Source organism: Sinomonas sp. B1-1, from assembly GCF_050474465.1.
Lineage (GTDB): Bacteria > Actinomycetota > Actinomycetes > Actinomycetales > Micrococcaceae > Sinomonas > Sinomonas flava.
This window is the reverse complement of record NZ_JBCHVF010000011.1, coordinates 50,868-72,060: the sequence shown is the minus strand read 5'-3', so window position 1 is coordinate 72,060 and position 21,193 is coordinate 50,868. Positions and strand designations below refer to the sequence as shown.

26 protein-coding genes are annotated in these 21,193 nt (G+C 69.6%); 14 read left to right on the top strand and 12 right to left on the bottom strand.

Features of this window, described 5'->3' with window-relative positions:
- Nucleotides 1–13: 13 nt before the first annotated feature.
- A complete protein-coding gene (locus tag ACQ5BE_RS14855; protein WP_413250165.1) occupies nt 14–367 on the bottom strand; it encodes a DUF898 family protein in 354 nt (117 codons plus the stop codon).
- A gap of 224 nt (nt 368–591) precedes the next feature.
- On the opposite strand from ACQ5BE_RS14855, the gene ACQ5BE_RS14850 reads away from it, so the two are divergent.
- The 3 genes from ACQ5BE_RS14850 to ACQ5BE_RS14840 all read left to right on the top strand — a co-directional run bounded on the left by ACQ5BE_RS14850 (nt 592) and on the right by ACQ5BE_RS14840 (nt 2,506).
- On the top strand, nt 592–1,035 hold the full coding sequence (locus ACQ5BE_RS14850) for a helix-turn-helix domain-containing protein (protein WP_430297782.1): 444 nt from the start codon (nt 592–594) through the stop codon (nt 1,033–1,035).
- The gene (locus ACQ5BE_RS14845; RefSeq protein WP_430297781.1) at nt 1,032–1,382 is read left to right on the top strand and encodes a HepT-like ribonuclease domain-containing protein; all 351 of its coding nucleotides are present in this window, start codon (nt 1,032–1,034) and stop codon (nt 1,380–1,382) included. The genes ACQ5BE_RS14850 and ACQ5BE_RS14845 overlap by 4 nt, the downstream gene beginning before the upstream one ends.
- Before the next feature lie 197 nt (nt 1,383–1,579).
- Nucleotides 1,580–2,506 carry a nuclease-related domain-containing protein gene (locus ACQ5BE_RS14840; RefSeq protein ID WP_430297780.1) on the top strand — a complete coding sequence of 309 codons (927 nt, stop codon included), beginning with the start codon at nt 1,580–1,582 and terminating at the stop codon, nt 2,504–2,506.
- A 47-nt stretch (nt 2,507–2,553) separates the two neighbouring features.
- Here the strand turns inward: ACQ5BE_RS14840 and ACQ5BE_RS14835 are convergent, their stop codons facing one another.
- Nucleotides 2,554–2,805: a hypothetical protein gene (locus ACQ5BE_RS14835; RefSeq protein ID WP_430297779.1), complete on the bottom strand. Its 252-nt coding sequence runs from the start codon at nt 2,803–2,805 to the stop codon at nt 2,554–2,556.
- Between the two features lie 167 nt (nt 2,806–2,972).
- Between ACQ5BE_RS14835 and ACQ5BE_RS14830 the strand changes: the two genes are divergently transcribed.
- The gene (locus tag ACQ5BE_RS14830; RefSeq protein ID WP_430297778.1) at nt 2,973–3,362 is read left to right on the top strand and encodes a hypothetical protein; all 390 of its coding nucleotides are present in this window, start codon (nt 2,973–2,975) and stop codon (nt 3,360–3,362) included.
- A 120-nt stretch (nt 3,363–3,482) separates the two neighbouring features.
- Here the strand turns inward: ACQ5BE_RS14830 and ACQ5BE_RS14825 are convergent, their stop codons facing one another.
- From ACQ5BE_RS14825 to ACQ5BE_RS14815, 3 genes are read right to left on the bottom strand one after another with little or no spacing between them, the layout of a single operon-like run.
- Nucleotides 3,483–4,244, bottom strand: a complete 762-nt coding sequence (locus ACQ5BE_RS14825) for an IclR family transcriptional regulator (protein ID WP_430297777.1) — start codon at nt 4,242–4,244, stop codon at nt 3,483–3,485.
- 44 nt (nt 4,245–4,288) lie between these two features.
- The gene (locus tag ACQ5BE_RS14820) at nt 4,289–5,611 is read right to left on the bottom strand and encodes an MFS transporter (protein WP_430297776.1); all 1,323 of its coding nucleotides are present in this window, start codon (nt 5,609–5,611) and stop codon (nt 4,289–4,291) included.
- A gap of 32 nt (nt 5,612–5,643) precedes the next feature.
- Nucleotides 5,644–6,057: a cupin domain-containing protein gene (locus tag ACQ5BE_RS14815; protein WP_430297775.1), complete on the bottom strand. Its 414-nt coding sequence runs from the start codon at nt 6,055–6,057 to the stop codon at nt 5,644–5,646.
- A 128-nt stretch (nt 6,058–6,185) separates the two neighbouring features.
- Here ACQ5BE_RS14815 and ACQ5BE_RS14810 point away from each other — a divergent pair, with 128 nt between their 5' ends.
- Nucleotides 6,186–7,115 (top strand): DUF6282 family protein, encoded by a 930-nt coding sequence (locus ACQ5BE_RS14810; protein ID WP_430297774.1) that lies wholly within the window; start codon nt 6,186–6,188, stop codon nt 7,113–7,115.
- Nucleotides 7,115–7,876: an HpcH/HpaI aldolase family protein gene (locus tag ACQ5BE_RS14805; protein ID WP_430297773.1), complete on the top strand. Its 762-nt coding sequence runs from the start codon at nt 7,115–7,117 to the stop codon at nt 7,874–7,876. Before ACQ5BE_RS14810 ends, ACQ5BE_RS14805 begins: the two co-directional genes overlap by 1 nt.
- 35 nt (nt 7,877–7,911) lie before the next feature.
- Here the strand turns inward: ACQ5BE_RS14805 and ACQ5BE_RS14800 are convergent, their stop codons facing one another.
- Nucleotides 7,912–8,832, bottom strand: coding sequence for a dihydrodipicolinate synthase family protein (locus ACQ5BE_RS14800; protein WP_430297772.1), 921 nt, complete (start codon nt 8,830–8,832; stop codon nt 7,912–7,914).
- A 78-nt stretch (nt 8,833–8,910) separates the two neighbouring features.
- Nucleotides 8,911–9,291: a hypothetical protein gene (locus ACQ5BE_RS14795; RefSeq protein WP_430297771.1), complete on the bottom strand. Its 381-nt coding sequence runs from the start codon at nt 9,289–9,291 to the stop codon at nt 8,911–8,913.
- 214 nt (nt 9,292–9,505) lie between these two features.
- Here ACQ5BE_RS14795 and ACQ5BE_RS14790 point away from each other — a divergent pair, with 214 nt between their 5' ends.
- Nucleotides 9,506–9,910: a hypothetical protein gene (locus ACQ5BE_RS14790; protein WP_430297770.1), complete on the top strand. Its 405-nt coding sequence runs from the start codon at nt 9,506–9,508 to the stop codon at nt 9,908–9,910.
- Between the two features lie 410 nt (nt 9,911–10,320).
- On the opposite strand, the gene ACQ5BE_RS14785 is transcribed toward ACQ5BE_RS14790, so the two are convergent.
- Nucleotides 10,321–10,857 carry a flavodoxin domain-containing protein gene (locus tag ACQ5BE_RS14785; RefSeq protein ID WP_430297769.1) on the bottom strand — a complete coding sequence of 179 codons (537 nt, stop codon included), beginning with the start codon at nt 10,855–10,857 and terminating at the stop codon, nt 10,321–10,323.
- Between the two features lie 223 nt (nt 10,858–11,080).
- On the opposite strand from ACQ5BE_RS14785, the gene ACQ5BE_RS14780 reads away from it, so the two are divergent.
- Nucleotides 11,081–11,773 carry a biotin transporter BioY gene (locus ACQ5BE_RS14780; RefSeq protein ID WP_430297768.1) on the top strand — a complete coding sequence of 231 codons (693 nt, stop codon included), beginning with the start codon at nt 11,081–11,083 and terminating at the stop codon, nt 11,771–11,773.
- A complete protein-coding gene (locus tag ACQ5BE_RS14775) occupies nt 11,770–11,940 on the top strand; it encodes a CHY zinc finger protein (RefSeq protein ID WP_430297767.1) in 171 nt (56 codons plus the stop codon). The genes ACQ5BE_RS14780 and ACQ5BE_RS14775 overlap by 4 nt, the downstream gene beginning before the upstream one ends.
- A 229-nt stretch (nt 11,941–12,169) precedes the next feature.
- Here the strand turns inward: ACQ5BE_RS14775 and ACQ5BE_RS14770 are convergent, their stop codons facing one another.
- From ACQ5BE_RS14770 to ACQ5BE_RS14760, 3 genes are all read right to left on the bottom strand, one after another.
- Nucleotides 12,170–12,712 (bottom strand): flavodoxin domain-containing protein, encoded by a 543-nt coding sequence (locus tag ACQ5BE_RS14770; RefSeq protein WP_430297766.1) that lies wholly within the window; start codon nt 12,710–12,712, stop codon nt 12,170–12,172.
- Between the two features lie 118 nt (nt 12,713–12,830).
- Nucleotides 12,831–13,508: a hypothetical protein gene (locus ACQ5BE_RS14765; RefSeq protein ID WP_430297765.1), complete on the bottom strand. Its 678-nt coding sequence runs from the start codon at nt 13,506–13,508 to the stop codon at nt 12,831–12,833.
- A 64-nt stretch (nt 13,509–13,572) separates the two neighbouring features.
- Complete coding sequence (locus ACQ5BE_RS14760; protein ID WP_430297764.1) at nt 13,573–14,115, bottom strand: TetR/AcrR family transcriptional regulator; 543 nt, start codon at nt 14,113–14,115, stop codon at nt 13,573–13,575.
- Nucleotides 14,116–14,209: 94 nt separating this feature from the next.
- Here ACQ5BE_RS14760 and ACQ5BE_RS14755 point away from each other — a divergent pair, with 94 nt between their 5' ends.
- Entirely contained in the window at nt 14,210–14,845 is a 636-nt protein-coding gene (locus tag ACQ5BE_RS14755; RefSeq protein WP_430297763.1) for an MBL fold metallo-hydrolase, read from the top strand.
- Between the two features lie 92 nt (nt 14,846–14,937).
- On the opposite strand, the gene ACQ5BE_RS14750 is transcribed toward ACQ5BE_RS14755, so the two are convergent.
- Nucleotides 14,938–16,782, bottom strand: coding sequence for a hypothetical protein (locus tag ACQ5BE_RS14750; protein WP_430297762.1), 1,845 nt, complete (start codon nt 16,780–16,782; stop codon nt 14,938–14,940).
- Nucleotides 16,783–16,983: 201 nt separating this feature from the next.
- Between ACQ5BE_RS14750 and ACQ5BE_RS14745 the strand changes: the two genes are divergently transcribed.
- The 4 genes from ACQ5BE_RS14745 to ACQ5BE_RS14730 all read left to right on the top strand — a co-directional run bounded on the left by ACQ5BE_RS14745 (nt 16,984) and on the right by ACQ5BE_RS14730 (nt 21,164).
- The gene (locus ACQ5BE_RS14745; RefSeq protein WP_430297761.1) at nt 16,984–18,036 is read left to right on the top strand and encodes a LacI family DNA-binding transcriptional regulator; all 1,053 of its coding nucleotides are present in this window, start codon (nt 16,984–16,986) and stop codon (nt 18,034–18,036) included.
- A 70-nt stretch (nt 18,037–18,106) separates the two neighbouring features.
- Nucleotides 18,107–19,429 (top strand): MFS transporter, encoded by a 1,323-nt coding sequence (locus ACQ5BE_RS14740; protein ID WP_430297760.1) that lies wholly within the window; start codon nt 18,107–18,109, stop codon nt 19,427–19,429.
- Between the two features lie 13 nt (nt 19,430–19,442).
- The gene (locus ACQ5BE_RS14735; protein ID WP_430297759.1) at nt 19,443–20,219 is read left to right on the top strand and encodes an SDR family oxidoreductase; all 777 of its coding nucleotides are present in this window, start codon (nt 19,443–19,445) and stop codon (nt 20,217–20,219) included.
- A 12-nt stretch (nt 20,220–20,231) separates the two neighbouring features.
- Nucleotides 20,232–21,164: a 3-keto-5-aminohexanoate cleavage protein gene (locus ACQ5BE_RS14730; protein ID WP_430297758.1), complete on the top strand. Its 933-nt coding sequence runs from the start codon at nt 20,232–20,234 to the stop codon at nt 21,162–21,164.
- The last annotated feature ends 29 nt before the right edge of the window (nt 21,165–21,193 follow it).

The following is a 21,193-nucleotide window of genomic DNA, read 5'->3' as shown; positions in this document are numbered from 1 at the left end:
GCGAATGGCGAAGTCAGTCCGCGTAGACCGTGTTCTCAATCTTCCACCGCGTAATCCGCGGCATGACCCAGAAGGAGTAGATCCCGACCGTGATGATGATCAGGAAAAGCCACTTGATCCAGAGCCCGAAAAGCCCCATGGCCGTTCCCCGGAACTGAAGGCGGCGACCGTGCAGGATGGTGTGCTTCGCTCGCCACCGCTCGAGAAGGACCAGCGCGAAGGGGTAGCAGATGCCCACGGTACAAACGGTGATGAGCCAGCCGAGGATCTGGGTTCCAAGGAAGTCGGCCGCGCCGCCGTCGAACTCCATGATCTTTCCGGACGGAACGTTCGCCGGCCCATTGTTGATGATGATTTGATGCGTCATCAGAATCCCCCCATAGTGATGTTTCCTGTGCCGTGCGGAGACAGCGGAGCCGACTCTACATCGTTACCGCGCCCGTAGAATTCCGCCGCCTTGCGGCGTCGATCTTGCTAGGTGAGATGAACGATAGGGCACACCTCCGACAGTTCTCGTTCGATCCGATTTTCTGTCGTTGCATGCCCCCGCGCGAGGAACGAAGGACTATATCAAGCGATATGATCGGGAGTGTGGATGAGATTCGTCGACTGCGGCTGGCGGCGGGACTCACGCAGGCCGAGCTAGCGGCACGCTCGGGAGTCGCCCAGCCCAACATCGCGGCATACGAGAGCGGACAGCGCACGCCCTCCGCGACGATGCTCTCGCGACTGAGGCATACGGCCCCTCCGCGGCCCTCTGCAGTGATCGCGGAGAAGCGCGGACAGATCATCGCCGTAGCCAAGGAGCACAAGGCCGAGAACGTGCGCGTTTTCGGATCGGTCGCGCGCGGGGAGGACATCTCCGGAAGCGACATCGACCTGCTGGTCACGCTGGCTCCCGACGCCACCGTCCTCGACCTAGCGGAACTCACAGTCGAGCTCGAGGACCTGACGGGGCTCCATGTGGACGTCGTTTCCGACGGCGGTCTCCGCACCGGTCCGAATCCGATCCGGGACGAAGCAGTCGCCCTGTGAGCGATCGGGAGCGGGTCCTCAGAAGCCTGGTCGATTTCCTGCGGTTCAGCGACACCGCCGCGAAAGTCATCATTGCCAGAGGCAAGGCGGCCTACGACTCCGACGAGGCGCTGCGGCTTGCCGCGGAGGCGATCCTCCACAAGATAGGGGAAGCCGTCGCGCGGCTGCCCGAAGATTTCACCGCCGCAAACCCCGAAGTCTCGTGGCGGTCCATGAAGGCGACTCGCAATCTCGTAGCGCACAGCGACGACCAGGTCGACTACGACCTCCTCTGGGGCGCGCTGGCTCGTCAGCTGCCGATCGAGGCGGAACGTGTGCGGAGCATTTTGAGTCGGTTAGACACGTAGGCGGGCGCGCGTTTAGTTGAATGTCCGGTTCCCCGGATGCGGAGAACACCTTCGGGACTTCAGGCCTCGTCGCGGCGCTCGCCCAGATGGTGGAATGGGCGATACCGAGGCGCCGGCGCCCGGTCTTGAATTGGGGGGACGGTGGGGGAGCTGTGGATCGTGATGCGCGGTCGGTCGCCTTTTCTGGGCTCTATCCGATGCAGTGGGCCTGGTACCGGAATTTTGGGGGCGGCCCCAACTATGTGACGCCGGAGCTGAGGAAGGCCAACCGCGCCGTGGGCTGGCGGGCGCTGCTGCGCGTCGGGGGCTGCCTCTCCGCTGCGCTCGGGGCGCTCGTTGCACTGTCCCTGCTCGCCTTCGTCACGGGGACGTCGAAGTCGCCGGTGTGGGCGCCACTCGTTCTGGGTGTGCTGCTCGTCGGCTTCGTCTGGTTCATCCGCATCCTCGCCTCCGCCGCCCGCCAGCGCGAGCACAACCGGGAGGTGGCGGCAGCGGCGGCCCGGGCGGGCAGGGCGCACGGTTCGCCCGGCGGCATCCGCACCGCTGGAAGCAGATTTGGGGCGGCGCAGGTGCAGGCTGGCGCTGTGGGGGAGGAGGCAACGGCCCTCCTCCTGGACATGCTGCTGAGCATCCCCGGCACCGCGGTCTTCCATGGCCTGCTGTTCCCCTACGACGACAAGGCCGACGTCGACCACGCCGTGGCGCGTGGGAATGTCGTCTTCCTGATCGACTCGAAGCTCTACCGGTGGGGCACGTACCAGTGGGATGTTCGCCGGGACCGCGACGTCCTGGTCCGGACGGACGGGTACGGGTCGCCCCGCCCCAACGCGATGCACGTCGCCGCCGAAGGCTACCGGCGGCTGCTGGGCCCGCAGGTCGAGGTCATCCCGCTGGTCCTCCTCCACGGGCGCGGTGTCACCGTCGGGCCGTCGATCATCTCCGCGCACGGGGTCCACCTCGCCACCGCAGCGCAGGCCATGGAGCGGATCGGCAACACGCTCGCTGCCACCATCGGCTACTGGCCCGACAACCCCGCCGTGCACGCCGCGCTCGTGGGGAAGCTCAAGCCCCCGCTTCCGCCACGGCCGCCGGGACCGGGCAACGCCGCGCCCGGCGGAGGGTGAGCGGACGACCGCGGGTGCATGGCCGCCGTCGTCCGCTAGCCGCGCTCCTACCGGCGCTTCTTCTTCCGGGGCTTCACCATCGCGGCGGCGAGGATGGCCGCGGCGAGCTTGGGCGCGTCCTCCCTGCGGAAGTGGATGGCGCGGCTCATCTCGCACTCGTGGTCGGGGTCGATCTGGATGCACGGGTCATCATCGTGGAGGATGCTCGGCCACACGACGATCTTCTCGCCCATCCCCCTCGAATCGGAGTAGGAGAGCGTGGGGACCACGGGCTTCTTGGCGACCTTGAACTTGGGCATGGACACTTTCCTTTCACCTGCGGCTAAAGCCGCTACGCGGAACGCGCTCCGCATAGACCCCACCTATTGCGGAGGGGCACCCCAAGCGGTGAAGAGGGAATCGCTGCCACGAGAGAATCTTGGCACGGTGCTCCGACATTCGCAGGTTGACCAGCGATACTCGACCCATGGTCATCAACATCAGGCTCATCGATCGGCAGATTGCAGACCGCGATGATCCGCTCGGGCGCGATTGGTGGGGCTACGACCCTGATGTAACGCCTGAGGAGCTTTGGGAGAATAACCGCGGCGACTGGTGGTTGGCCAAGAAGCGGATCGAGGGAGAGCGGTGGGCGGCGCTCAACTATCAAGGCCGAATAGTGCTTGTGGCGGAGCTCTACGGCCCGTACCACGAAACAGTATCGGATAGCCGGACGGGCAAGCCGAAGAGGGCCCTTGTAGGCGCCCCGCTGCCAGCGGGGCATCCCGTGAGTGAGGCTTTAATGGGCACTCAGGTCGAGTACCGCAGGAACCCAGTGTCGTACGATCCCGACCCAGAATCTGCGGGGCCGTCGTGAGCTCGGCTGAACCGAGCGACCGTTCATAGCAGGGATTCAGTTGCGCTGCATGACCGGGCTGCACAGGACGCCGGCGGCCGCCCCGCCAGGGGCGAGTCGCCGGCGTCGTGCGTGATGGGTCTATGCGGCGGTCGAGGCCCCGAGCAGCCCAGAAAGGGCGGCCGCCGCCGTCTTGAGGTCCGCTACGTGGCGCCCCTCGGCGGACGTGTCCAGGACGCCGGAAGGCGCCACAAGCGCGAGCGTTGCGATGATGCTGCCGCCGGCGTCGAAGACCGGCGCCGCGATCGCGGCCACGCCGTCGATCACCGCCTCGCTCACGGTGTAGCCCGATGCCGCGGCTTCCGCCAGCTTCCGCTCGACCTCCGTCCGCGCGGTGCCGAGCCTCCCGAGCGAGCGCTCCCTGGCTCCCGCGGATCCCCAGGTGAGGAACGCCAGGCCCTGCGCGGACTGCGGGCCGAGCGGCGCGCCGATCCGGACGGTCATGTTGACCGACTTCCCGGCCGGCTCCTTGGACGCGACGGCCACGGCGCTGGAACCGGTCCACAGCCCGAGGACTGCGGTCTGCCCCGAGAGCTCGGCGAGGCTCGCGAGGAGGGGCTCGGCGACGTCGACGATCTTGGGCCCCGTCAGCATCGAGGCGGCGATGCCCATGATGAGGGGGCCGGGCCGGTAGTCGTTGTCGTTGATCCGCTGCAGGAAGCCCTCGGAGGCGAGCGACTGGAGGTAGCGGTGCGCCGAGGTCCGCCCGATCCCCAGTTCCTCGGCGACGTCGTTGATGCGCACCTCGGTGCGGTCCGAGCTGAACATCCGCAGGATCTGGGCGCTCCGGCTCACCACCTGCAGCCCGCCCGACGGCGCGGCGTCGTCCCTGTCCGTTGGCATAGCCCACACTCTAGCCGCAGCGCCGCGCCGCACAGGCGCCCGCGTCACGGCTGCCGCTCGGCGGCGATCGTGTGCTCGGCCAGGTTCCGGTCCTTGGTCTCCGGACCCCAGAGGGCGCCTGCGATGAGGCAGATGCCGCCGACGGCGAGCAGCACCGTGGGCGTGAGGTTCAGCGGCATGATCCCGGCGAGCGCGGCCATGTAGAACGCGTAGAACGAGGGGATGATCAGCGCCAGGGAGTAGCCCACCCCGTACCCGGTCGCCCGGATCTCCACGGGGAACCGCTCGGACATGTACGCCCCGATGGCCCCGAAGGCCGGGATCCCGAGGAGCGCGATCGCGGTGACGGCGACGGTCGCGGCCCAGAAGCCCTTGACGGCGCCGGACGCGAAGAGCACGAACAGCGGGATCGCCAGCAGCGAGCCCACCCCGCAGAGCACGAAGAACGCCCGGCGGCCGATCCGCTGCGAGAGCATCCCGAACAGCGGGTACGCCACGGAGACTACGGCGAACGCGATGATCATCAGCGTCGAGGTCTGCACCGCGCTGAGCCCGGTGGTGGGCGCGATGGTGGGCGGCAGGATCACGATCGAGGCGTTGGAGGAGAACCACACGCCGGTCATGAGCAGGAACGCCTGCGCGAGCGGCTTGCGGTTGGACCCGGCGAGGAGCTCCTTGAACGGGTTGACCCGCTTGGCGGCGGTGTTCTCCCAGGCAGGGCTCTCCTCGACGCCGCGGGCGTAGGCGATCGCGAAGCCGATCGAGATGACGGCGCCGACGATGAAGGCGATCCGCCAGCCCCACTGCGAGTAGGCCGAGGCCGGATTGCCGGCCGGCGCGAACGTGAGCACGAGCAGCGTCAGCGCCGAGATGGCCACGTAGGAGGACGGGAATCCGAGCGCAATCAGGCCCGCGTTGCGGCCGCGGTTGCGCTTGGCCGAGTGCTCCATCGCGAGCGGGACCGCGCCGGTGTACTCGCCGCCGAGGAACACGCCGCCGATGAACCGCAGCGCGATCAGCGCGATGACGCCCGCGATGCCCACGCTCTGGTAGCCCGGCAGCGCCGCGATGAGCCCGGTCGCCACCCCGGCGCCGGCGACGGCGGCGACCGTCGCCTTCTTGCGCCCCACCTTGTCCCCGAGCCAGCCGAAGATGATGGACCCGAGGGGGCGGGCCACGAGGGTGGAGGCGAAGACGAGGCCGCCGAGGATCGCCGTCGTGGCCGCGTCGATCGAGGCGGGGGTGAAGAAGGCCATCGCCGGGGCGAGGGCGATCACCGGCAGGTAGATGTCGAACATATCGATGAAGAAGCCGGCGCTCGCGCCGACCACCGCGCGGCGCTCGTGGCCGCCCGCCGTCGTGCCCACAGCCCCAGTGTGGCTGTTCAGGGCCGGCGCGGTCACGCCCGGCCGCCCAGCGTGAGGGGCTCCTTGGCGCCCAGATTGGCGACCCAGGAGGTGAGGTGGGCGTAGTCGGCCCGCGGGGGCACGAAGATGTCGATGTTCACGCACGGGCCGGAGGTCACATCGATGTAGTGCTCCTTGCCCCGCTGGACGAGCATGAGGTCCCGCGGACCCATGTGGTGGGGGACGCCGTCGACGTAGTAGTCGGCCTCGCCCTCGAGGATGAACACGAGCTGGTCGAAGTCCTCGTGCGAGTGGGGGCGGAGCTCGAGGCCCTTCTCCACGGTGTTCCACACGATCATGACCTCGTCCGTGGCGTAGGCCTTGCGGGTGATGCCCGGGCGGGCGACTTCGAGCGGGATGTCGTCGAAGCTGACGACCTCCGAGTAGAGCGATTCGTTGAGGGACACCGCGATCTCCTTTGACCTTGTGTTCCGTTTGTCGGAACAGCTTGTGCGCAATGTGGAACGAGCGTAGCATCGTGATCACGGTCACTGTCAATGCCCCTAGGGCACAACCGAACGGAAGGACAGCAACGATGCTGAAGCCTGCAGACCATGAGTCCGTCACCATCGACGATCCCGAGGTCGCCGCGATCCTCGACGGCGCCGTCGACCTCCACGTCCACCCCAGCCCCTCGCCGTTCCCGCGCCGGCTGCCCATCGCGGAGGCCGCGTGGCAGGCGCACGAGGCCGGGTTCCAGGCGATCCTGGTCAAGAGCCACCACCACTCGATGGTCACGGACATCCGAGCGGCGTCCGAGGCGCTCGGCGGGCTGCCGATCCCGGTGGTCTCCGGGGTGGCGCTGAACAACTACGTGGGCGGCCTCAATCCGTATGCGGCGGAGCTCGCGCTCGCCCAAGGCGGCCGGATGGTCTGGTTCCCCACCATCTCCTCGCACGCCCATATCTGCGTGCACGAGGCCGAGGGCCAGAACATGCGCTTCCCCACCAACAACCTGGGCCTGCGCCACACGACCGAGATCGGCATCCTCGACGCCGAGGGCGCGCTCAAGCCAGAGGTCCTGGACATCCTCGAGGTCATCAAGGGCCACGACGCGATCATGTCCTGCGGCCACCTCGACGCCGACCAGACGGAGCGGCTCATCGAGCAGGCCTCTTCCATGGGGATCAAGCGGATCCTCGTGAACCACCCGAACTTCGTGATCGGCGCCGAGCCCGAGCGGGTGCGCCGCTGGGTGGGCCTCGGGGCCCGGATCGAGCACTCGATCTGCCAGTACGACGACCGCACCTCGTTCTACCAGTGGGGCCTCGACACCCTGCTCGGCTTCGTGAAGGCCGCCGGCGTGGAGAACACCCTCCTGGGCTCGGACCTGGGCCAGGCGAACAACCCGCTGCCGGTGGATGCCTACGCGCGCATTGTCCGCGGCCTGCTGGACGCGGGCGTCTCCAAGGAGGACGTGCGCCGGCTCATCGCGGACAACCCCGCCGACCTGCTGGGGATCTGATGGCCTTCCCGCAGTCCCTCCGGGACCTCATGGCCGAGCGCCCCGTCCTCGGCACGTTCCTGAAGATCCCGCGGTTCGAGATCGTGGACCTGCTGGCCCTGTCCGGCTTCGACTTCGTGGTGTGCGACTACGAGCACTCGCAGATGTCGGTCGGGGAGGCGTGCGACGTCGTGCGGGCCGGCCGCGCGCGCGGCCTTCCGGTTCTGGTCCGGGTCCCCGCCCTGGACCGCGGCGACATCAACCGCCTGCTCGAGGCCGGCGCCGCCGGGATCCAGCTCGCCCGCGGCTCGGGGTCCGCGGCGGGAGAGCTGCGGCAGCTCGTCTCCTACCCGCCGCTCGGGTCCCGGTCGGTCTCACTGGCGCAGCCGGCCGCCGATTACGGAATCGGCGTGACCCTCGCCGGGCATTTCGAACGGTCCAACTCGACCGTGCTGGCGGTGGGGCAGTTCGAGACCGCCGACTACGCCGACGGGATCGACGCCGCGATGGCCGCCCTGGACGTGGCGTTCATCGGGCCCGTCGACCTGTCCGTCGACCTCGGGACGCCGGGGGAGCAGGACTCGGAGCCGATGCGGACCGCTGCAGCGGCGATCGAGGCTGCCGCCGCCGCCCGCGGGGTGCCGATGGGCATCTTCGCCGGCTCGCCGGAGGCCGCGGCCGACGCCGTGGCCCGCGGCTACCGCTATATCGTCGCCGGCTCGGACCTGACCATGGTTGCCAGCGGGGCGAAGCAGTTCAGCTCGCTGCTCGCACGGGTGTAGGGGACGCACGACGGCGGGTGAGCACCCGCCGCGCCTCAGCTGCCCTGGCGGTGTCGGGGCGGCAGGCTGCCGAGGGCGCGCACGACGGCGGCGCGCGCCTTGCCGTCGAGCGCTCGCAGGGGCTTGGGGAGGCTCGGGCCGGTGGTGAGGCCGAGGATCTCGGCGGCCGTCGCGGCGACGCGGATGCTGCCGTGCTGGGCGAAGAGGTCCCAGAGGGGCGCGAGGCGGGCCGAGAGCGCGAGGGCGCGGGCGGCGTCGTGCGCCTGATCCGGTGAGCCGAGCGCGGCGCGGGTGAGCTCAACACAGAGTTCCGGGAGGATCCCGGCGAGCACGCTGTACCAGGCGTCCGCGCCGTGGGTGAGGGCCGTGGCGGCGGAGGCATCGCCGCTGATCCCGATCGTGACGCCGTCGTGGAGGAGGGCGCGGAGGGCGGAGATGCGGTCCGCGGCGGCGGCGGGGTCGGTCGGGACGGGCGGGATCTTGATGGAGGCTACGTGGGGGAGCTGCGCGATGGCGGCGTGGAGCCCGTCGGTGAAGGCAAAGCGCGTGGTGGTGGGGTTGTCGTAGACGACTAGCGGGACGGACAGCTCGGCGGTGACGTCCTCGAACAGGCCGAAGACCTCGTCGGGACTGAGTGGCTGGTAGGACACCGGGGCGAGGAGGACGGCGGCGGCGCCGGCCTGCTGGGCGTCGGCGGCGTGGGCGAGGACGTCGCGGGTCCGGAGGGCGCCGATTCCGGCCAGCACCGGCGTGCGGCCTGCGTGGGAGACGGCGACCTCGAGGACGCGGCGCCGCTCCTCGCGGGTGAGGTAGGCGTAGCTGCCCGTCGAGCCGAGGACGCCCAGACTGTCGACGCCGGCCGCGGCTGCCCGCTCGACCAGACGGCCGAGCGCAGACTCGTCGATGCGCTGCTCGTCGAGCGGGGTCAGGGTGAAGGCGCTCAGGCCGGTGAACATGCGGCTCCTCGGGTCGGATGTGGCCAGCATATTCGGGACCGGGGCCCTCGCTGCGTCTGCTGCGGGCGACCGGAATCCTTACAGGACGGCTTCTGGGGCTGCTGCAGCTTTCGTTCCGAACCCACGAACGAGCCAGCGAGCCCCCACTCCGAGCGCAAGCGCGGCTGTGAGGATGATGCCGAGTTCCTCGGCGATCCACACGCGGCCAAAGATCTGCCATCCGGCCAGGATCGGAAGATCCACCATGAGGACGAGCGCCACCAGGAATGCGAGTATCGCCAGTATTCTCCGCCACACCCTTGCGCTGGGGCTGAAGAACCAGGCTCTGACGCTGCCTGCCATTGCGATACAGGTAATGCCCACGAGGAACAGAAAGCCAACGAACCCGGTGGTGCTCTCAGTTCCGCCATTCGCCCACATCAGGGCGACCTTCAGGAGCCATGCGAGTCCGCCGATCACGGCAAGTGCGCCCGAAACACGCAAAGACATGACGTTCAGTCCGACGCAGAAAGCGGCTGCCGGTTATCAAGTCCCTTGTGCAGCACCGGAAGCCCCCTGAAGGTCAACGTGGAACGTGAGGTGGCCAGTGTAGACCCGAGGGTGAGGGGCCAACCAGCGCGAGCATCGGGGAGGCGCCTATTCTGGGATTGCCGGCAACGATCAGGAGATCACGATGGCGTCCACCCCAGTCTTCGCATCGGGCCGTGCGCGCCGCGGACTGTCGGCGCTCATGATCCTCGAGGCGGCCAGTCTCGCGGTCGTCTCGACCCTCCACCTCTCGGGCATGACGGGAGAAGGCAGGCGGCCCTACAGCCCGACGTCCGCGGGCGTCGCCGAGGCGATCATCGGCGTCGTGCTCGTCGCGGGGGCCGTCGCCCTCCTCGGCCGCCCCCGTCGAGGGCGGCTCGCGGCACAGGTCGCGACCGGCTTCGCCGTCGCCGGCTTCATCGTGGGCCTGTCGTTCACCCTCCTCGGGGGCGAACCGGGGGACGTCGCCTACCACCTCGTCGCGCTTCCCGTGCTCGTCGCCACCTTCGTGCTGCTGTCGATCAGAACCAGGCCCCGGGCCGGCCGGTAGGGCGCCGCGGAGCGCGGTTCCGGAGATCCGGTGGCGTCTCGACGGGTTCGGCTCCGCGACGGACGAGTGGACGGGGTACTGGGGCAAGCAGGGCCCCGGACTCCTCGAGCACCATGCCGACCTCTTCGGCGAGGAACAGCTCATGGTGTTCGGCCCGGACACCTACCGCATGTTCTCCGGCTTCTTCCTCTCCGGTGAGGAATTCGGCGATATGTGGACCACGCGGATGAGCGCCATGCGCAAGGTCCCCCGCAGCTGCACTCCCCGAGGCCGCGGTAGGCACGGTACAGGAGTCCGACCACACCTGTAAGGCCTGATGGGCGAGGGCGGGAGGGCCTGCAGGTCCGCGGCCCTCTGCGCACGACGGCGGGTGCGCACCCGCCGTCGTGCGCCCGCCGCCCGCCGGGGTGCTACGCCGCGGCGGCGACCTGCGCGGCGAAGCCCTCGGCGAAGCGGCGCACGGCGTCCCAGTCCGTGTAGACGTGGTCCTGGCTGGTGTCGGTGCTCAGGGCGCCGCGCTTGCTGGCGGCGATGCCGCGCATGAGCTGGCGCTTGGCGAAGCCGTACTGCGTGTAGAGCAGGGCGCCGGCCACGAGGGAGACCTGCTCGGGGGTCCACCCCGAGGCGGCCTCGAAGTCCTGGACGTACTTCTGCGCCTCGGCGGTGTCGCCGACGAGCGCGAGGCTCACGGACACGAACGCCGAGGAGCGCGAGGTGAGCGCCTCGAGGTTCGCGGCCGCGAAGTCGACCACCTGGGTATCGTGCTTGCCGACGTGGACCGAGCCCGCCAGGATCACCGCGCCGCAGGTGTCGGGGACCGTCTCGAGTGCCTCCACGTCCGCGACCGTGACCTCGTGGCCCTGCTCGCGCAGGACGTCCGCCACGAAGGCGGCGATCGTGCCGGTGTGCCCCTCGGTGGTGCCGTAGGCGACGAGGATTTGGGTCATGGACGCTCCTTGGGTGCGCGGCCGGCCGCCGGGGTGCCGGGCCAATGGCACCAGCGTACGAGCCACTGACGCACGCCCGCGATGTGCTACGTCACGCGCGCCCGCCTTTGTAGCCACCGATCTACAAACCACCCGTGCACGTGGTGGATTCCCCACAAAACAGCCGGCGCCGCGGCGGCATAGCCTTCCTGCAGAACGTCCGCCCGGACCCTCTGGAGGAACCATGAGCAACCCCACGACGCCGACCCCGGCACCCGGCCGCCCCGCCCCGAAGACTGAAACCGCCCCGAAGGCCGAGACGAACCCCGGTGACACCCCCCGCGAGAGCACCCGCAAGCCCCGCCGCATGTGGGACTCCCGGTCGCTGGCCCTGATCTCGGTCTTCGCCGCGTTCATCGCGGCCTCGGCGCTCGTCCCGGGCATCCCGGTGGGCGGCTTCGGGGTGCCGATCACGCTGCAGACCCTCGCGATCATGCTCACCGGCCTCGTCCTCGGCGGGGGGCGCGCCGCGGCGGCGGTGGGGCTCTACCTCGTCCTGGCGTTCGCCGGGCTGCCGATCTTCTCGGGCGGCCGCGCCGGGCTGCAGGTCATGGCCGGCGGGTCCGCCGGCTACATCGTCGGGTTCGTCCTCGCGGCCTTCCTCGTGGGCGTCGCCGCCGAGCAGATCATCCGGCGCCTGCCCGCCAAGCGCCGGGCCCTGTGGTTCTTCCTGGCCGCGGCCGTGGTCTCGGTGTTCGCCTCCCACCTGCCCGGCGTGCTCGGGATGATGGTCAACCTCAAGCTCTCCTGGCAGGCCGCCTTCGCCGCCGACCTCGTCTTCTACCCGGGCGACCTCCTCAAGGACGCCGTGGCGGCCGTCGCCGCGGTGGCCGTGCACCGGGCGTTCCCCGACGTGCTCGTGCGCCGGGTGAAGTGAGCGGGAGAGCTCAGGCTGTGCGGGTCTTCGGCGCCACCGTCGACGACCAGACCCGCTGCGTCCACTACCGCACCGAGGTCGACGTCGTCGCCATCAAGTTCGCCTGCTGCCTGCGGTACTACCCGTGCCACCTCTGCCACGCCGAGGACACGGACCACGAGCCGTAGACCTGGCCCACGGACCGCTGGGCGGAGCCGGCGGTGCTGTGCGGGGTGTGCAAGGGCGAGATGGCCGTTGAGGCCTATCTCGCGACCACCTCGTGCCCCAGCTGCGGCGCCCGGTTCAACGAGCGCTGCGCGCTCCACACTCACCTCTACTTCGGGTGAGCTGACCGAGCCCCGCGGGTGGCGGGCGCACGACGGCGGGTGCGCACCCGCCGTCGTGCGCCCACCGCCCCTAGGAGGCGGCGGGCGCGAGCTGGGCGGCGAAGTCCTCGGCGAACCGCCGGACGCCGTCCCATTCGGTGTAGACGTAGTCGCGGGAGGTGTCGGTGTCCATGCTTCCGGGCTTGCCCTCGACGATCTTCTTCATCATGTGCCGCAGGATGAAGTTCATGTGGGTGTAGGGGAGGCCGCCGCTGAACATGGCGACGCTGTCCGGCCGCCACCCGGTCTGCTCCTCGAAGTTCTTGACGTAGCCCTCGGCCTCCTCCGGCTCGCCGTGCGAGCTGAGGCTGACGGAGAAGAAGGCCGACGGCGCCGCGGACAGCGCCTCGAGGTTGCTGCGGACGTACTCGACCATGCGGTTGTCGTGCTTGCCCATGTGGATCGACCCGCCGACGATCACGCCGTCGTACCCGGCCGGGGTCGCGTTGGGGGACTCCTTGATGTCGGAGACCGTCGCGTCCAGCCCGCGCCCGCGCAGGACCTCCGCGATGAAGTCCGCGACCTTCGCCGACTGCCCCTCATGCGTGCTGTAGGCGATGAGGACCTTGCCCATGACGGCTCCTTCCAGAGGCGGGTTTCCTCCATGGTCCGCCTGGCCGGAGGCGGAGCCCAGTGGCGAAGGTCCCGCCGGGTGGAGCTCCGGCGCACGACGGCGTGTGGCCGCCGCGCGCTCAGCCGGCGTGCGTCCCTGCCCGCTCGGCGTTGCGCTTGAGGACCGCGAGCATCCGGGACTGCATGACCCACACGAGCGGGGGGAAGATCCACTGCGAGAGCAGCCAGCCGACCGAGCGCGGCCGGAAGGTCTCGTACCCGCCGATCACGAGGCGCGTCCTTCCGCCGGGGAGCCCCTTGAGCTGGAAGCCCCACAGGCCCTCGGTGTAGGCGGAGGGGCGAGGCTGCGCGGGATCGAGGGGGCGGCCGGTGAGGTCGCTGAGCCCGTGGAGCCCGAGGAAGCGGTTGGGCTCGAGGGCGGCGACAGTCCAGGCGTCCACCGCTCCGTTGCGCTTGGTCCAGTACTTGACGGTGTCGCCGAGCTTGAGGTCCTGCCATTCGGGGTGGATCCGGTCGGCGCTCGGCAGGCCGCCGTTGTCGAGGCGGTCCCAGGAGTACCAGCCGGCGCGGTCGCCGCCGAGCTGGACGAGCCACGGCCAGACGGCCTCGGGCGGGGCGTCGATGGTCACGGCCATCGTGGCGCCGCGCTCGCCGTCGGGGACGATGCCCTCGCCGGGGTACGGGCCGTCGACCTCGTCGCGGGTTGCGCCCCAGTGCCTGAACACGGGGCGGAGGGCAGCCGAGCAGGCGACGGCCGCGGCGGTGGACGCGCCGAATGAAACGAGCACCTTGTTCATGAATCCAGCGTCCCGAGCGGCGCTCGGAGCCGCAAGGGGGAGCGCGGCAGTGAGGGCAGGGAGATCACCTGCGCGGCGCACGTTCGGCGTCGAGCATTGCAGCGATGCGCCGCAGCCCGTAGTCGAACGCTTCGTCGACGTCCCCGCCGAGGCGGAAGGCTCCCGCGAGCTCCATCTGCACGAAACCCGTCGCCCAGGCGGTGACCAGCCGGGCCGCATCGAGCGCGTGCTCCTCGCCGACCAGTGCGGCGACGGCGCGGATGACGGGCGCAGCCGAGCGCTGAAGGGCCTCCTGCGGAGCGGAGGGAGTGAAGATCAGACGAAACGCCTCGGGGTGCTCATGGGCAAAGCTCCGGTAGGCGGTGGCCAGACGCGACAGGTCAGGCGCTGCGGTCTCGAGCCGACCGGTCAGCTCGTCGATGCACGACGACGCCACCGCCGAAAGCAGGGCCTCGCGGTCCCGGAAGCGCTTGTACAGCGACGGGGCCCGGACGCCGACACGAGCGGCCACGGACTGCATCGTGAGCCCGGCCGGTCCGGAGGACTCGAGGATCTCCCGCGCAGCCTTGACCGCCTCCTCGTTCGTGATGCGTGCGGGTGCCGCCACGCGGGCCTCCTCGGCTGTTGACGCCAGCCATCATGGCTACGTACTGTAGCTATGAAGGCTACTGATCGTAGCCATAGTAGCGGAAGGGATCGCCATGAAGCTTGCGCCGCACCTGCATCGCCTCGGCAACGACATCGTCGCCTCGTACCTCGTCGACCTGCCCGAGGGGATCACGCTCATCGATGCCGGCCTGCCGGGCCATTGGGACGACCTGCGCCGCGAGCTGGACGCCATCGGCCGCCCGCTGTCCGACATCCGCGGCCTGGTCCTCACCCACGGCGACAGCGACCACATCGGCTTCGCCGAGCGTCTGCGACAGGAAGTCGGCGTGCCCGTCTTCATCCACTCCCGCGACGCCCAACGCGCGCGCACCGGCGAGAAGCCCAAGACGCCGATGGGGCCCGCGCGGCTCGGACCCACGCTCGGCTTCTTCGCCTACGGGCTGCGGAAGAACGGGCTGCGCACCAGGTACGTGCAGGATGTCGCCGAGATCGCGGACGGAGATGTGCTCGACCTTCCCGGCAGCCCGGTCATCCTCGGGATGCCGGGGCACTCGCCCGGGAGCATTGCTGTGCATATCCCGGTGGCGGATGCGGTATTCGTCGGCGACGCGCTCACCACGCGCCACGTGCTTACCGGACGCGAGGCCGCGCAGCCGGCTCCTTTCACGGACAACCCGGATGAGGCGTTGGCCTCCCTCGATCGGCTCAGCGGGATTCCGGCATCCTGAGTTCTCCCCGGCCACGGCGCGCCCTGGCGCGGGTCGCCCGCCGACCTCGTAGCGGCCGTCCGGTCCGCCTGACCGCGCCCCCTGGCGGGGTCCTACCCGTCCTCGGTTCCGGCGAGGTGCGCGACGGCGAGGAGGAGGCCGCGGGCAACGGCGGCCCGGGTCCCGTCGGGGATCTTGAGGGAATCCGAGGCGCCGAACGTGACGACCCCCGCCCGCTCGAGGTTCCGCAGCGTCCACACAGGCCCGTGGCCGAATCCGGCCACGTCTGGGACGTCGACGTCCTCGGGGGCCAGAGCGTGCATCAGCGGGGGCAGGGACTCCCTGACAATGATTGAGCCGAAACCGGTCTTCATGGGGGCGGCAAGCGTCGCCGCCACGAAGATCTCGGCCACCCTCTCGGCCAGGTCGAGCGGCGGGAGTGCCTCGGCGCTCCACTCGGCGGCTGCTGGGCCCGGTCGGACGCTGGACGAGTTGGTCCGGATGACCTGCGCGGTCGAGAGCGCCTCCCACCACTGGGCGAGCAGGGGGACGTCGGCCATCGACAGCGCCTGCACGGGCGCGCCCTCGTCGCGGTGGTCGCCCACGCGCTTCGCGACCCCGACAGCCCGGATGCCCAGCATCTTCGCGACCTGCCTGATGTCCCCACGGCGCACACCGCCGGTCTGCGTCACCGGCCTGCCGGGGCCCACCCATTCGAGCAGGTCCTTCACTGCGGCGATGAGCGTCGTCTGCGCGAGAGCGCGGCGGCGCGTCTCCGGGCTGACCTTCTCCGCGTCCTCCACCATCGCACCCAGCGGGCCCGAGGCGCCAGCGTCGTCGAGGGCATCCTCGACGGCCCCGTGTGCCTCCTCCCATCCGTCCAGGTCGCGGCCTTCGTCGAGGCGGAAGTGCACGTAGTCGTGGAGCGTCTCGAGGGCGGCCCCGAGTGCCTCCGGATTCTCCAGGTCGGGGTCCCAGAGCAGGTCGATCAGCGGCTCGACGTCGGTGGCCCGGTGCAGGTCCAGGCCCTCGCCTCGCGCGATGCCCACCAGCATCTCCATCATCTTCAGCTCGTCGTCCACCGTGGGAGCGGCGATCGAGGGCGAACTCTCCAGCCATGCGCCGAAGCCTCGCAGCAGCGCGCGGTCCGCGGACCGCGCGCTACGGGCCCCGCCCTGCCGGGTAGCAGCTGGGCGCTGCCCTCTCGTACCGCTTGCCCCCTGTGGGCGCATGAAGCTGCTTCCCGGGGCGTGGAGGGACGACCCCGGAAGGACCGCGGGCGCGGATCGGCCCGGGCTGGCGTCCATGAGCACCCGCCCCGCGAGGTCGCGCACCGAGACTCCCTCACTCGCGGCGCGCGCGCTGAGGGATGCCGCGACAAGGAGCGCGGATCCCTCGAACAGCGCCAGCCCGCCGTGCCGGTGCAGGCTCTTCAGCGAGTCGAACGCGCGCCCCTTGCGGGCGAGGGCGAGGACATCGGTGGCCGCCGCGCGTGCAGCACGGCGCCACCGCGGCACCCGGGTGGCCGCAAGCGCGGCATGCAGTCCCGGGTCGGTATGCCAGCTGTCGAGAAGCCCGAGACTGACCCCGATGAGGTGCGAGATCGCCGGCGCATCGCCGGCCGGGTCGCTTTCGACGCCCGCGAGCACGGCTGCGGCCTCGTCCTCACCGCCCTCCGCGAATGACTCGGCGAACAGCCGCAGGACCTCCAAGGCCCCGACACGCTGCGCGCCGATGGGCGTGAACAGCGCGAGGTTGTGGCGCTCGGTCGCGCGGTCGAGCGCTGCATTGACCTCGTCGAGGTCGGTGTCGGCGTCGAGGTTGTTGAGGTCGATCCCTTCCGCTGCGAGCAGCGGCGCGAGATCGTCCATCAGGCGGTCGGCCATGCCCGGTGTGTGGACGACGCCCATCTGGGCCAGTCGTGCAGCGAACTCGGGGTCGTCGAAGGGTGATGCCACGCAGTCAAGGCTAAGCGCTGCGACTGGCTATCGGGGGAGAAGACCCCCTCCGAGACCAGCCAGCTGCGGGATCCGCCCGAGCGTTCAGCACCAGTCAGCTCCACTACTTAACGTTGCTTAACGTTACGCCGTCTTCTGTAATGGAGGTCACACAGAGGGCGAGAGGCCCCTCACTCAGATCTCACGGGAAGGAGGTTCCGCATGACCGCAGCAGCCGCCGAACGACCGACGAGGGTCTCTGCTGCGGCCGTAGCGCGGGCGGCGGGAGTGTCCCCGGCGACCGTCAGCTACATCATGAACGGACGCGGAGGCGTCTCGGCCGAGACGCGTCGGCACGTTCTCGGGATCGCCAACGAGCTCGGCTACCGGGCGTCCGGCCGCAGGCAGACTCCGGATCCGCAGCTCACCCGCGTCGTCGGGCTCATCGTTCCGAACATCGTGAACCCGATGTACACGGGCTGGGCGCAGAACATCATCACGGCGACTGCGGCGGAAGGCTTCGACGTGTTCGTCGCCACCACCCAGGACGACGCGGACTCGCTGTCCCAGATTGCGGCGACCCTCGCCGCCCGCAATGTCGACGGGGTGATCATCGCCGCTGCATTGCGGCGTGACGCCCGGTCGTTGCAGACCCTCAGGCAGCGCCGGATCCCGTACGTCTACCTCTCGCGCCGCTCCGAGCAGGTCCCCGGGGACTTCGTGGGGATCGACGACGACGCTGCCGCCGCCCAGCTCATGGCGCATGTCCTCGGGCATGGGCGCACTGAGATCGCAACGGTGATCGGACCGCGGTTCTCGACCGCTTCGCTTGCGCGGGAGGTCGCCTTCGTCCGCACCGCGGCACAGGCGGGTGTCACGATCTCAGGGTCGCGCAAGGTGAGCACGCGCCTGAACGCCCAAGGCGGGATCGCAGCCGCGCAGCGGCTCCTCCGCTCGCCTGACCGGCCGGAGGCCATCGTCTGCGGATCGGACGAGATCGCGATCGGCGTCATGGAATACGCGCTGTCCCTGGGCCTGCGCATTCCCGACGACCTCCTCGTCGTCGGGAGCGACGGGCTCCCGCACAGCCGGTCCCGCCTCATCGGGATGACGACCATCGTGCAGCCCGTCCAGCAGATGGCGACCAAGGCCTTCGCGCTGCTCCTTGACCAGATCACGTCCAAGCGGACGAGCTTCGTCCACGAAATCTGCGAGCACCAGCTCCATATCGGCACTTCCTGCGGCTGCCCGGCTGAGCCGGTCGCCGCCCCTTAGCTCCAAGCCCCGCATCATCCAGTTGCGGCCCACCGTCGGGCCGTCCTATCCGTACAGAAAAGGCACAGCCATGTCCTCATCGGTTCAGACGACCGCTCAACGGTCGAAAGAGGCAGTCAACAAGCTCATCTTCCGGCGCGTCATGCCGCTGCTCATTGGCGCCTACGTGCTGGCGTTCCTTGACCGCACCAACATCGGGATGGCCAAGGACCGCCTCGCGATCGACCTGGGCATCAGCGCGGCTGCCTACGGCATCGGTGCGGGGCTCTTCTTCCTGACGTATGCGCTGTCCGAGATCCCCTCGAACCTCATCATGCACAAGGTGGGCGCCCGGTTCTGGATCATGCGCATCATGGTGACGTGGGGCGTGATCTCGGCCGCCATGGCGCTTGTGAACGGCGAGTGGTCCTTCTACATCCTGCGGATGCTGCTCGGCATCGCCGAGGCCGGGCTGTTCCCCGGGGTGATGTACTTCCTGACCCAGTGGTTTGTGGTCAAGGACCGGGCCAAGGCGAACGGCCTGTTCCTGCTCGGAGTCTCCCTTGCGAACATCGTCGGTGCGCCGCTGGGCGGCCTCCTGCTCATGCTTGACGGCGTCGGCGGCCTGCACGGCTGGCAGTGGATGTTCATCGTCGAGGGCGTGCCCTCCTGCCTGCTGGCGATCGCGGTCTGGAAGTTCCTGCCCAACAGGCCGACCGAGGCCACGTTCCTGACACGCGACGAGGCCGAGGACCTCGAGGCCCGGATCGCCGCGGAGGAGCGCCAGGGCGCGGCGGCCGCGGGCAACTCGAAGCTGCGCCACGTCCTCAAGGACAAGCAGATCCTCCTGGTGGTCGGGATCTACTTCACGCACCAGATCGCGGTGTACGCGCTCAGCTTCTTCCTCCCGTCCATCATCGGCTCGTACGGCAAGCTCAGCCCGTTCCAGATCGGCCTCCTCACGTCGGTTCCCTGGATCTTCTCGGCCGTCGGCGCACTGGTGCTGCCGCGACTGGCGACGAACGGCTCGCGGTCGCGCGCCATCGCGACCGCGACGATGATCGGCATTGTCGCCGGCTTCGTGCTCGGGGCCGTCGGCGGCCCGGTGCTGGGCATGATCGGATTCTGCCTCGCGGCGTTCAACTTCTTCGCCCTCCAGCCGATCCTCTTCACCTACCCCGCCACTCGGCTCACGGGGGCGGCGCTGGCCGGAGGCCTCGCGTTCGTGAACACGATCGGCCTGTTCGGCGGATTCCTCGGCCCCTACGTCATGGGGATCACGGAGGACCTCACCGGATCGAAGCTCTCCGGCCTCTGGTTCATCGTCGCGCTGTGCGCGATCGGCGCCGTCCTGACGCGCTTCCTCAAGCGGGGCACCGAAGATTCCTCCGCATCCGCCCCGGCAGCCCACTAGAGGAGCAGAAGCCATGCGCAACGGTCTCGACTATTCCGGCCGCAAGGTCCTCGTCACCGCCGGCGCAGCCGGCATCGGCCTGGCCATCGCCTCCCGGTTCAAGGACCTCGGAGCATCCGTCTTCGTGACGGACGTCGACCCGGACGCCGTCGATCGGGCGAGCAGCTCCGGGTTCTCTGCACGAGTCAGCGACGTCTCGGTTGAGGCTCAGGTCGCGGAGCTCATGGAGGAGGTCGACGCCGCGCTCGGCGGACTGGACGTCCTCGTCAACAACGCCGGGATTGCCGGCCCCACCGGCCCCATCGATCAGCTCGACGGCGACGCTTGGAGGAAGACGTTCGACGTCAATGTCCACGGCCAGTTCTACGCCGTCAAGCACGCGCTGCCCCTGCTCCGGCAGGCGGACGAGCCTACGATTGTCAACCTCTCCTCCGCCGCCGGACGGCTCGGGATGGCCGGCCGCAGCCCCTACTCGGCGTCCAAGTGGGCCGTGGTGGGCCTGACCAAGACCCTCGCGATCGAGCTCGGGGCCGAAGGCATCCGCGTCAACGCCATCTGCCCGGGAGCGGTGAACGGTCCCCGCATCAGCGCGGTCATCGATGCCAAGGCGGCGATGCTGGGCCGCCCGGTGCAGGAGGTCTCGGACCTCTACCACGGCCAGTCGTCCCTGAATCGGCTCGTGGACGCCGAGGACATCGCCAACATGGCCGTGTTCCTCGCCGGCCCGCTGGCCAAGAACGTCAACGGCCAGGCCATGGCCGTTGACGGCAACACCGAGAAGCTCTACTAGGAGGCACTGGACATGTCGCTCAAGCGCAAGGTCATCATCACGTCGGCCGTCACGGGCGCGATCCACACGCCCTCGATGTCGCCGCACCTTCCCGTCAGCCCGGAGGAGATCGCGGAGGCGGCGATCGGAGCGGCCGAGGCGGGCGCCGCCGTCGTGCATCTCCACGCGCGTGACCCGAAGGATGGGCGGCCGTCCCAGGATCCGCGGCACTTCGAGCCGATCCTGGAGAAGGTCACCGCGAACAGCGACGTGGTCATCAACATCACCACGGGCGGATCGCCGCACATGACGGTCGAGGAGCGGATGCGGCCGGTGGCTGCGTTCAAGCCGGAGCTCGCCAGCCTGAACATGGGGTCGATGAACTTCGGCCTGTACCCGATGCTGGACCGGTTCGCCGAGTTCGAGCACGAGTGGGAGCGCGAGTCGCTCGAGAAGTCCCGGGACCTGGTGTTCAAGAACACGTTCGCGGACATCGAGACGATCCTGGGGATCGGCAACGCCAACGGGACGCGCTTCGAGTTCGAGTGCTACGACATCTCCCACCTGAACAACCTGGCCCACTTCCACGCGCGCGGCTTGGCCAGGGGACCGCTGTTCGTGCAGTCGGTCTTCGGGCTGCTCGGCGGCATCGGCGCGCATCCCGAGGACCTCATGCACATGCGGCGCACCGCGGACCGGCTCCTGGGCGCCGACTACGAGTGGTCGATCCTCGGCGCCGGCCGGAACCAGATGCCTCTGGCCACGATGGGGGCGGCCATGGGCTCCCACGTCCGCGTGGGCCTCGAGGACTCGCTGTGGATCGGCCCGGGCCAGCTCGCGAAGTCCAACGCCGAGCAGGTCTCGCGCGCGCGGGTGATCCTCGAGGCGCTCAACCTCGAGGTCGCGACCCCGGACGAGGCCCGCGAGATCCTGCAGCTCAAGGGCCGCGCCAACGTCGGTTTCTGAAGGTTGGGGGGACGGACGACGGCGGGTGC

Bases quoted from the DNA above. Each gene is read 5' to 3' on its own strand.
- ACQ5BE_RS14740 (WP_430297760.1), top strand. From the start codon at position 18,107: ATGTCCTCATCGGTTCAGACGACCGCTCAACGGTCGAAAGAGGCAGTC.
- ACQ5BE_RS14785 (WP_430297769.1), bottom strand. From the start codon at position 10,857: ATGACCCAAATCCTCGTCGCCTACGGCACCACCGAGGGGCACACCGGC.
- ACQ5BE_RS14735 (WP_430297759.1), top strand. From the start codon at position 19,443: ATGCGCAACGGTCTCGACTATTCCGGCCGCAAGGTCCTCGTCACCGCC.
- ACQ5BE_RS14840 (WP_430297780.1), top strand. From the start codon at position 1,580: ATGCAGTGGGCCTGGTACCGGAATTTTGGGGGCGGCCCCAACTATGTG.
- ACQ5BE_RS14780 (WP_430297768.1), top strand. From the start codon at position 11,081: ATGAGCAACCCCACGACGCCGACCCCGGCACCCGGCCGCCCCGCCCCG.
- ACQ5BE_RS14730 (WP_430297758.1), top strand. From the start codon at position 20,232: ATGTCGCTCAAGCGCAAGGTCATCATCACGTCGGCCGTCACGGGCGCG.
- ACQ5BE_RS14800 (WP_430297772.1), bottom strand. From the start codon at position 8,832: ATGTTCACCGGCCTGAGCGCCTTCACCCTGACCCCGCTCGACGAGCAG.
- ACQ5BE_RS14805 (WP_430297773.1), top strand. From the start codon at position 7,115: ATGGCCTTCCCGCAGTCCCTCCGGGACCTCATGGCCGAGCGCCCCGTC.
- ACQ5BE_RS14835 (WP_430297779.1), bottom strand. From the start codon at position 2,805: ATGCCCAAGTTCAAGGTCGCCAAGAAGCCCGTGGTCCCCACGCTCTCC.
- ACQ5BE_RS14830 (WP_430297778.1), top strand. From the start codon at position 2,973: ATGGTCATCAACATCAGGCTCATCGATCGGCAGATTGCAGACCGCGAT.
- ACQ5BE_RS14825 (WP_430297777.1), bottom strand. From the start codon at position 4,244: ATGCCAACGGACAGGGACGACGCCGCGCCGTCGGGCGGGCTGCAGGTG.
- ACQ5BE_RS14790 (WP_430297770.1), top strand. From the start codon at position 9,506: ATGGCGTCCACCCCAGTCTTCGCATCGGGCCGTGCGCGCCGCGGACTG.
- ACQ5BE_RS14770 (WP_430297766.1), bottom strand. From the start codon at position 12,712: ATGGGCAAGGTCCTCATCGCCTACAGCACGCATGAGGGGCAGTCGGCG.
- ACQ5BE_RS14745 (WP_430297761.1), top strand. From the start codon at position 16,984: ATGACCGCAGCAGCCGCCGAACGACCGACGAGGGTCTCTGCTGCGGCC.
- ACQ5BE_RS14765 (WP_430297765.1), bottom strand. From the start codon at position 13,508: ATGAACAAGGTGCTCGTTTCATTCGGCGCGTCCACCGCCGCGGCCGTC.
- ACQ5BE_RS14755 (WP_430297763.1), top strand. From the start codon at position 14,210: ATGAAGCTTGCGCCGCACCTGCATCGCCTCGGCAACGACATCGTCGCC.
- ACQ5BE_RS14810 (WP_430297774.1), top strand. From the start codon at position 6,186: ATGCTGAAGCCTGCAGACCATGAGTCCGTCACCATCGACGATCCCGAG.
- ACQ5BE_RS14855 (WP_413250165.1), bottom strand. From the start codon at position 367: ATGACGCATCAAATCATCATCAACAATGGGCCGGCGAACGTTCCGTCC.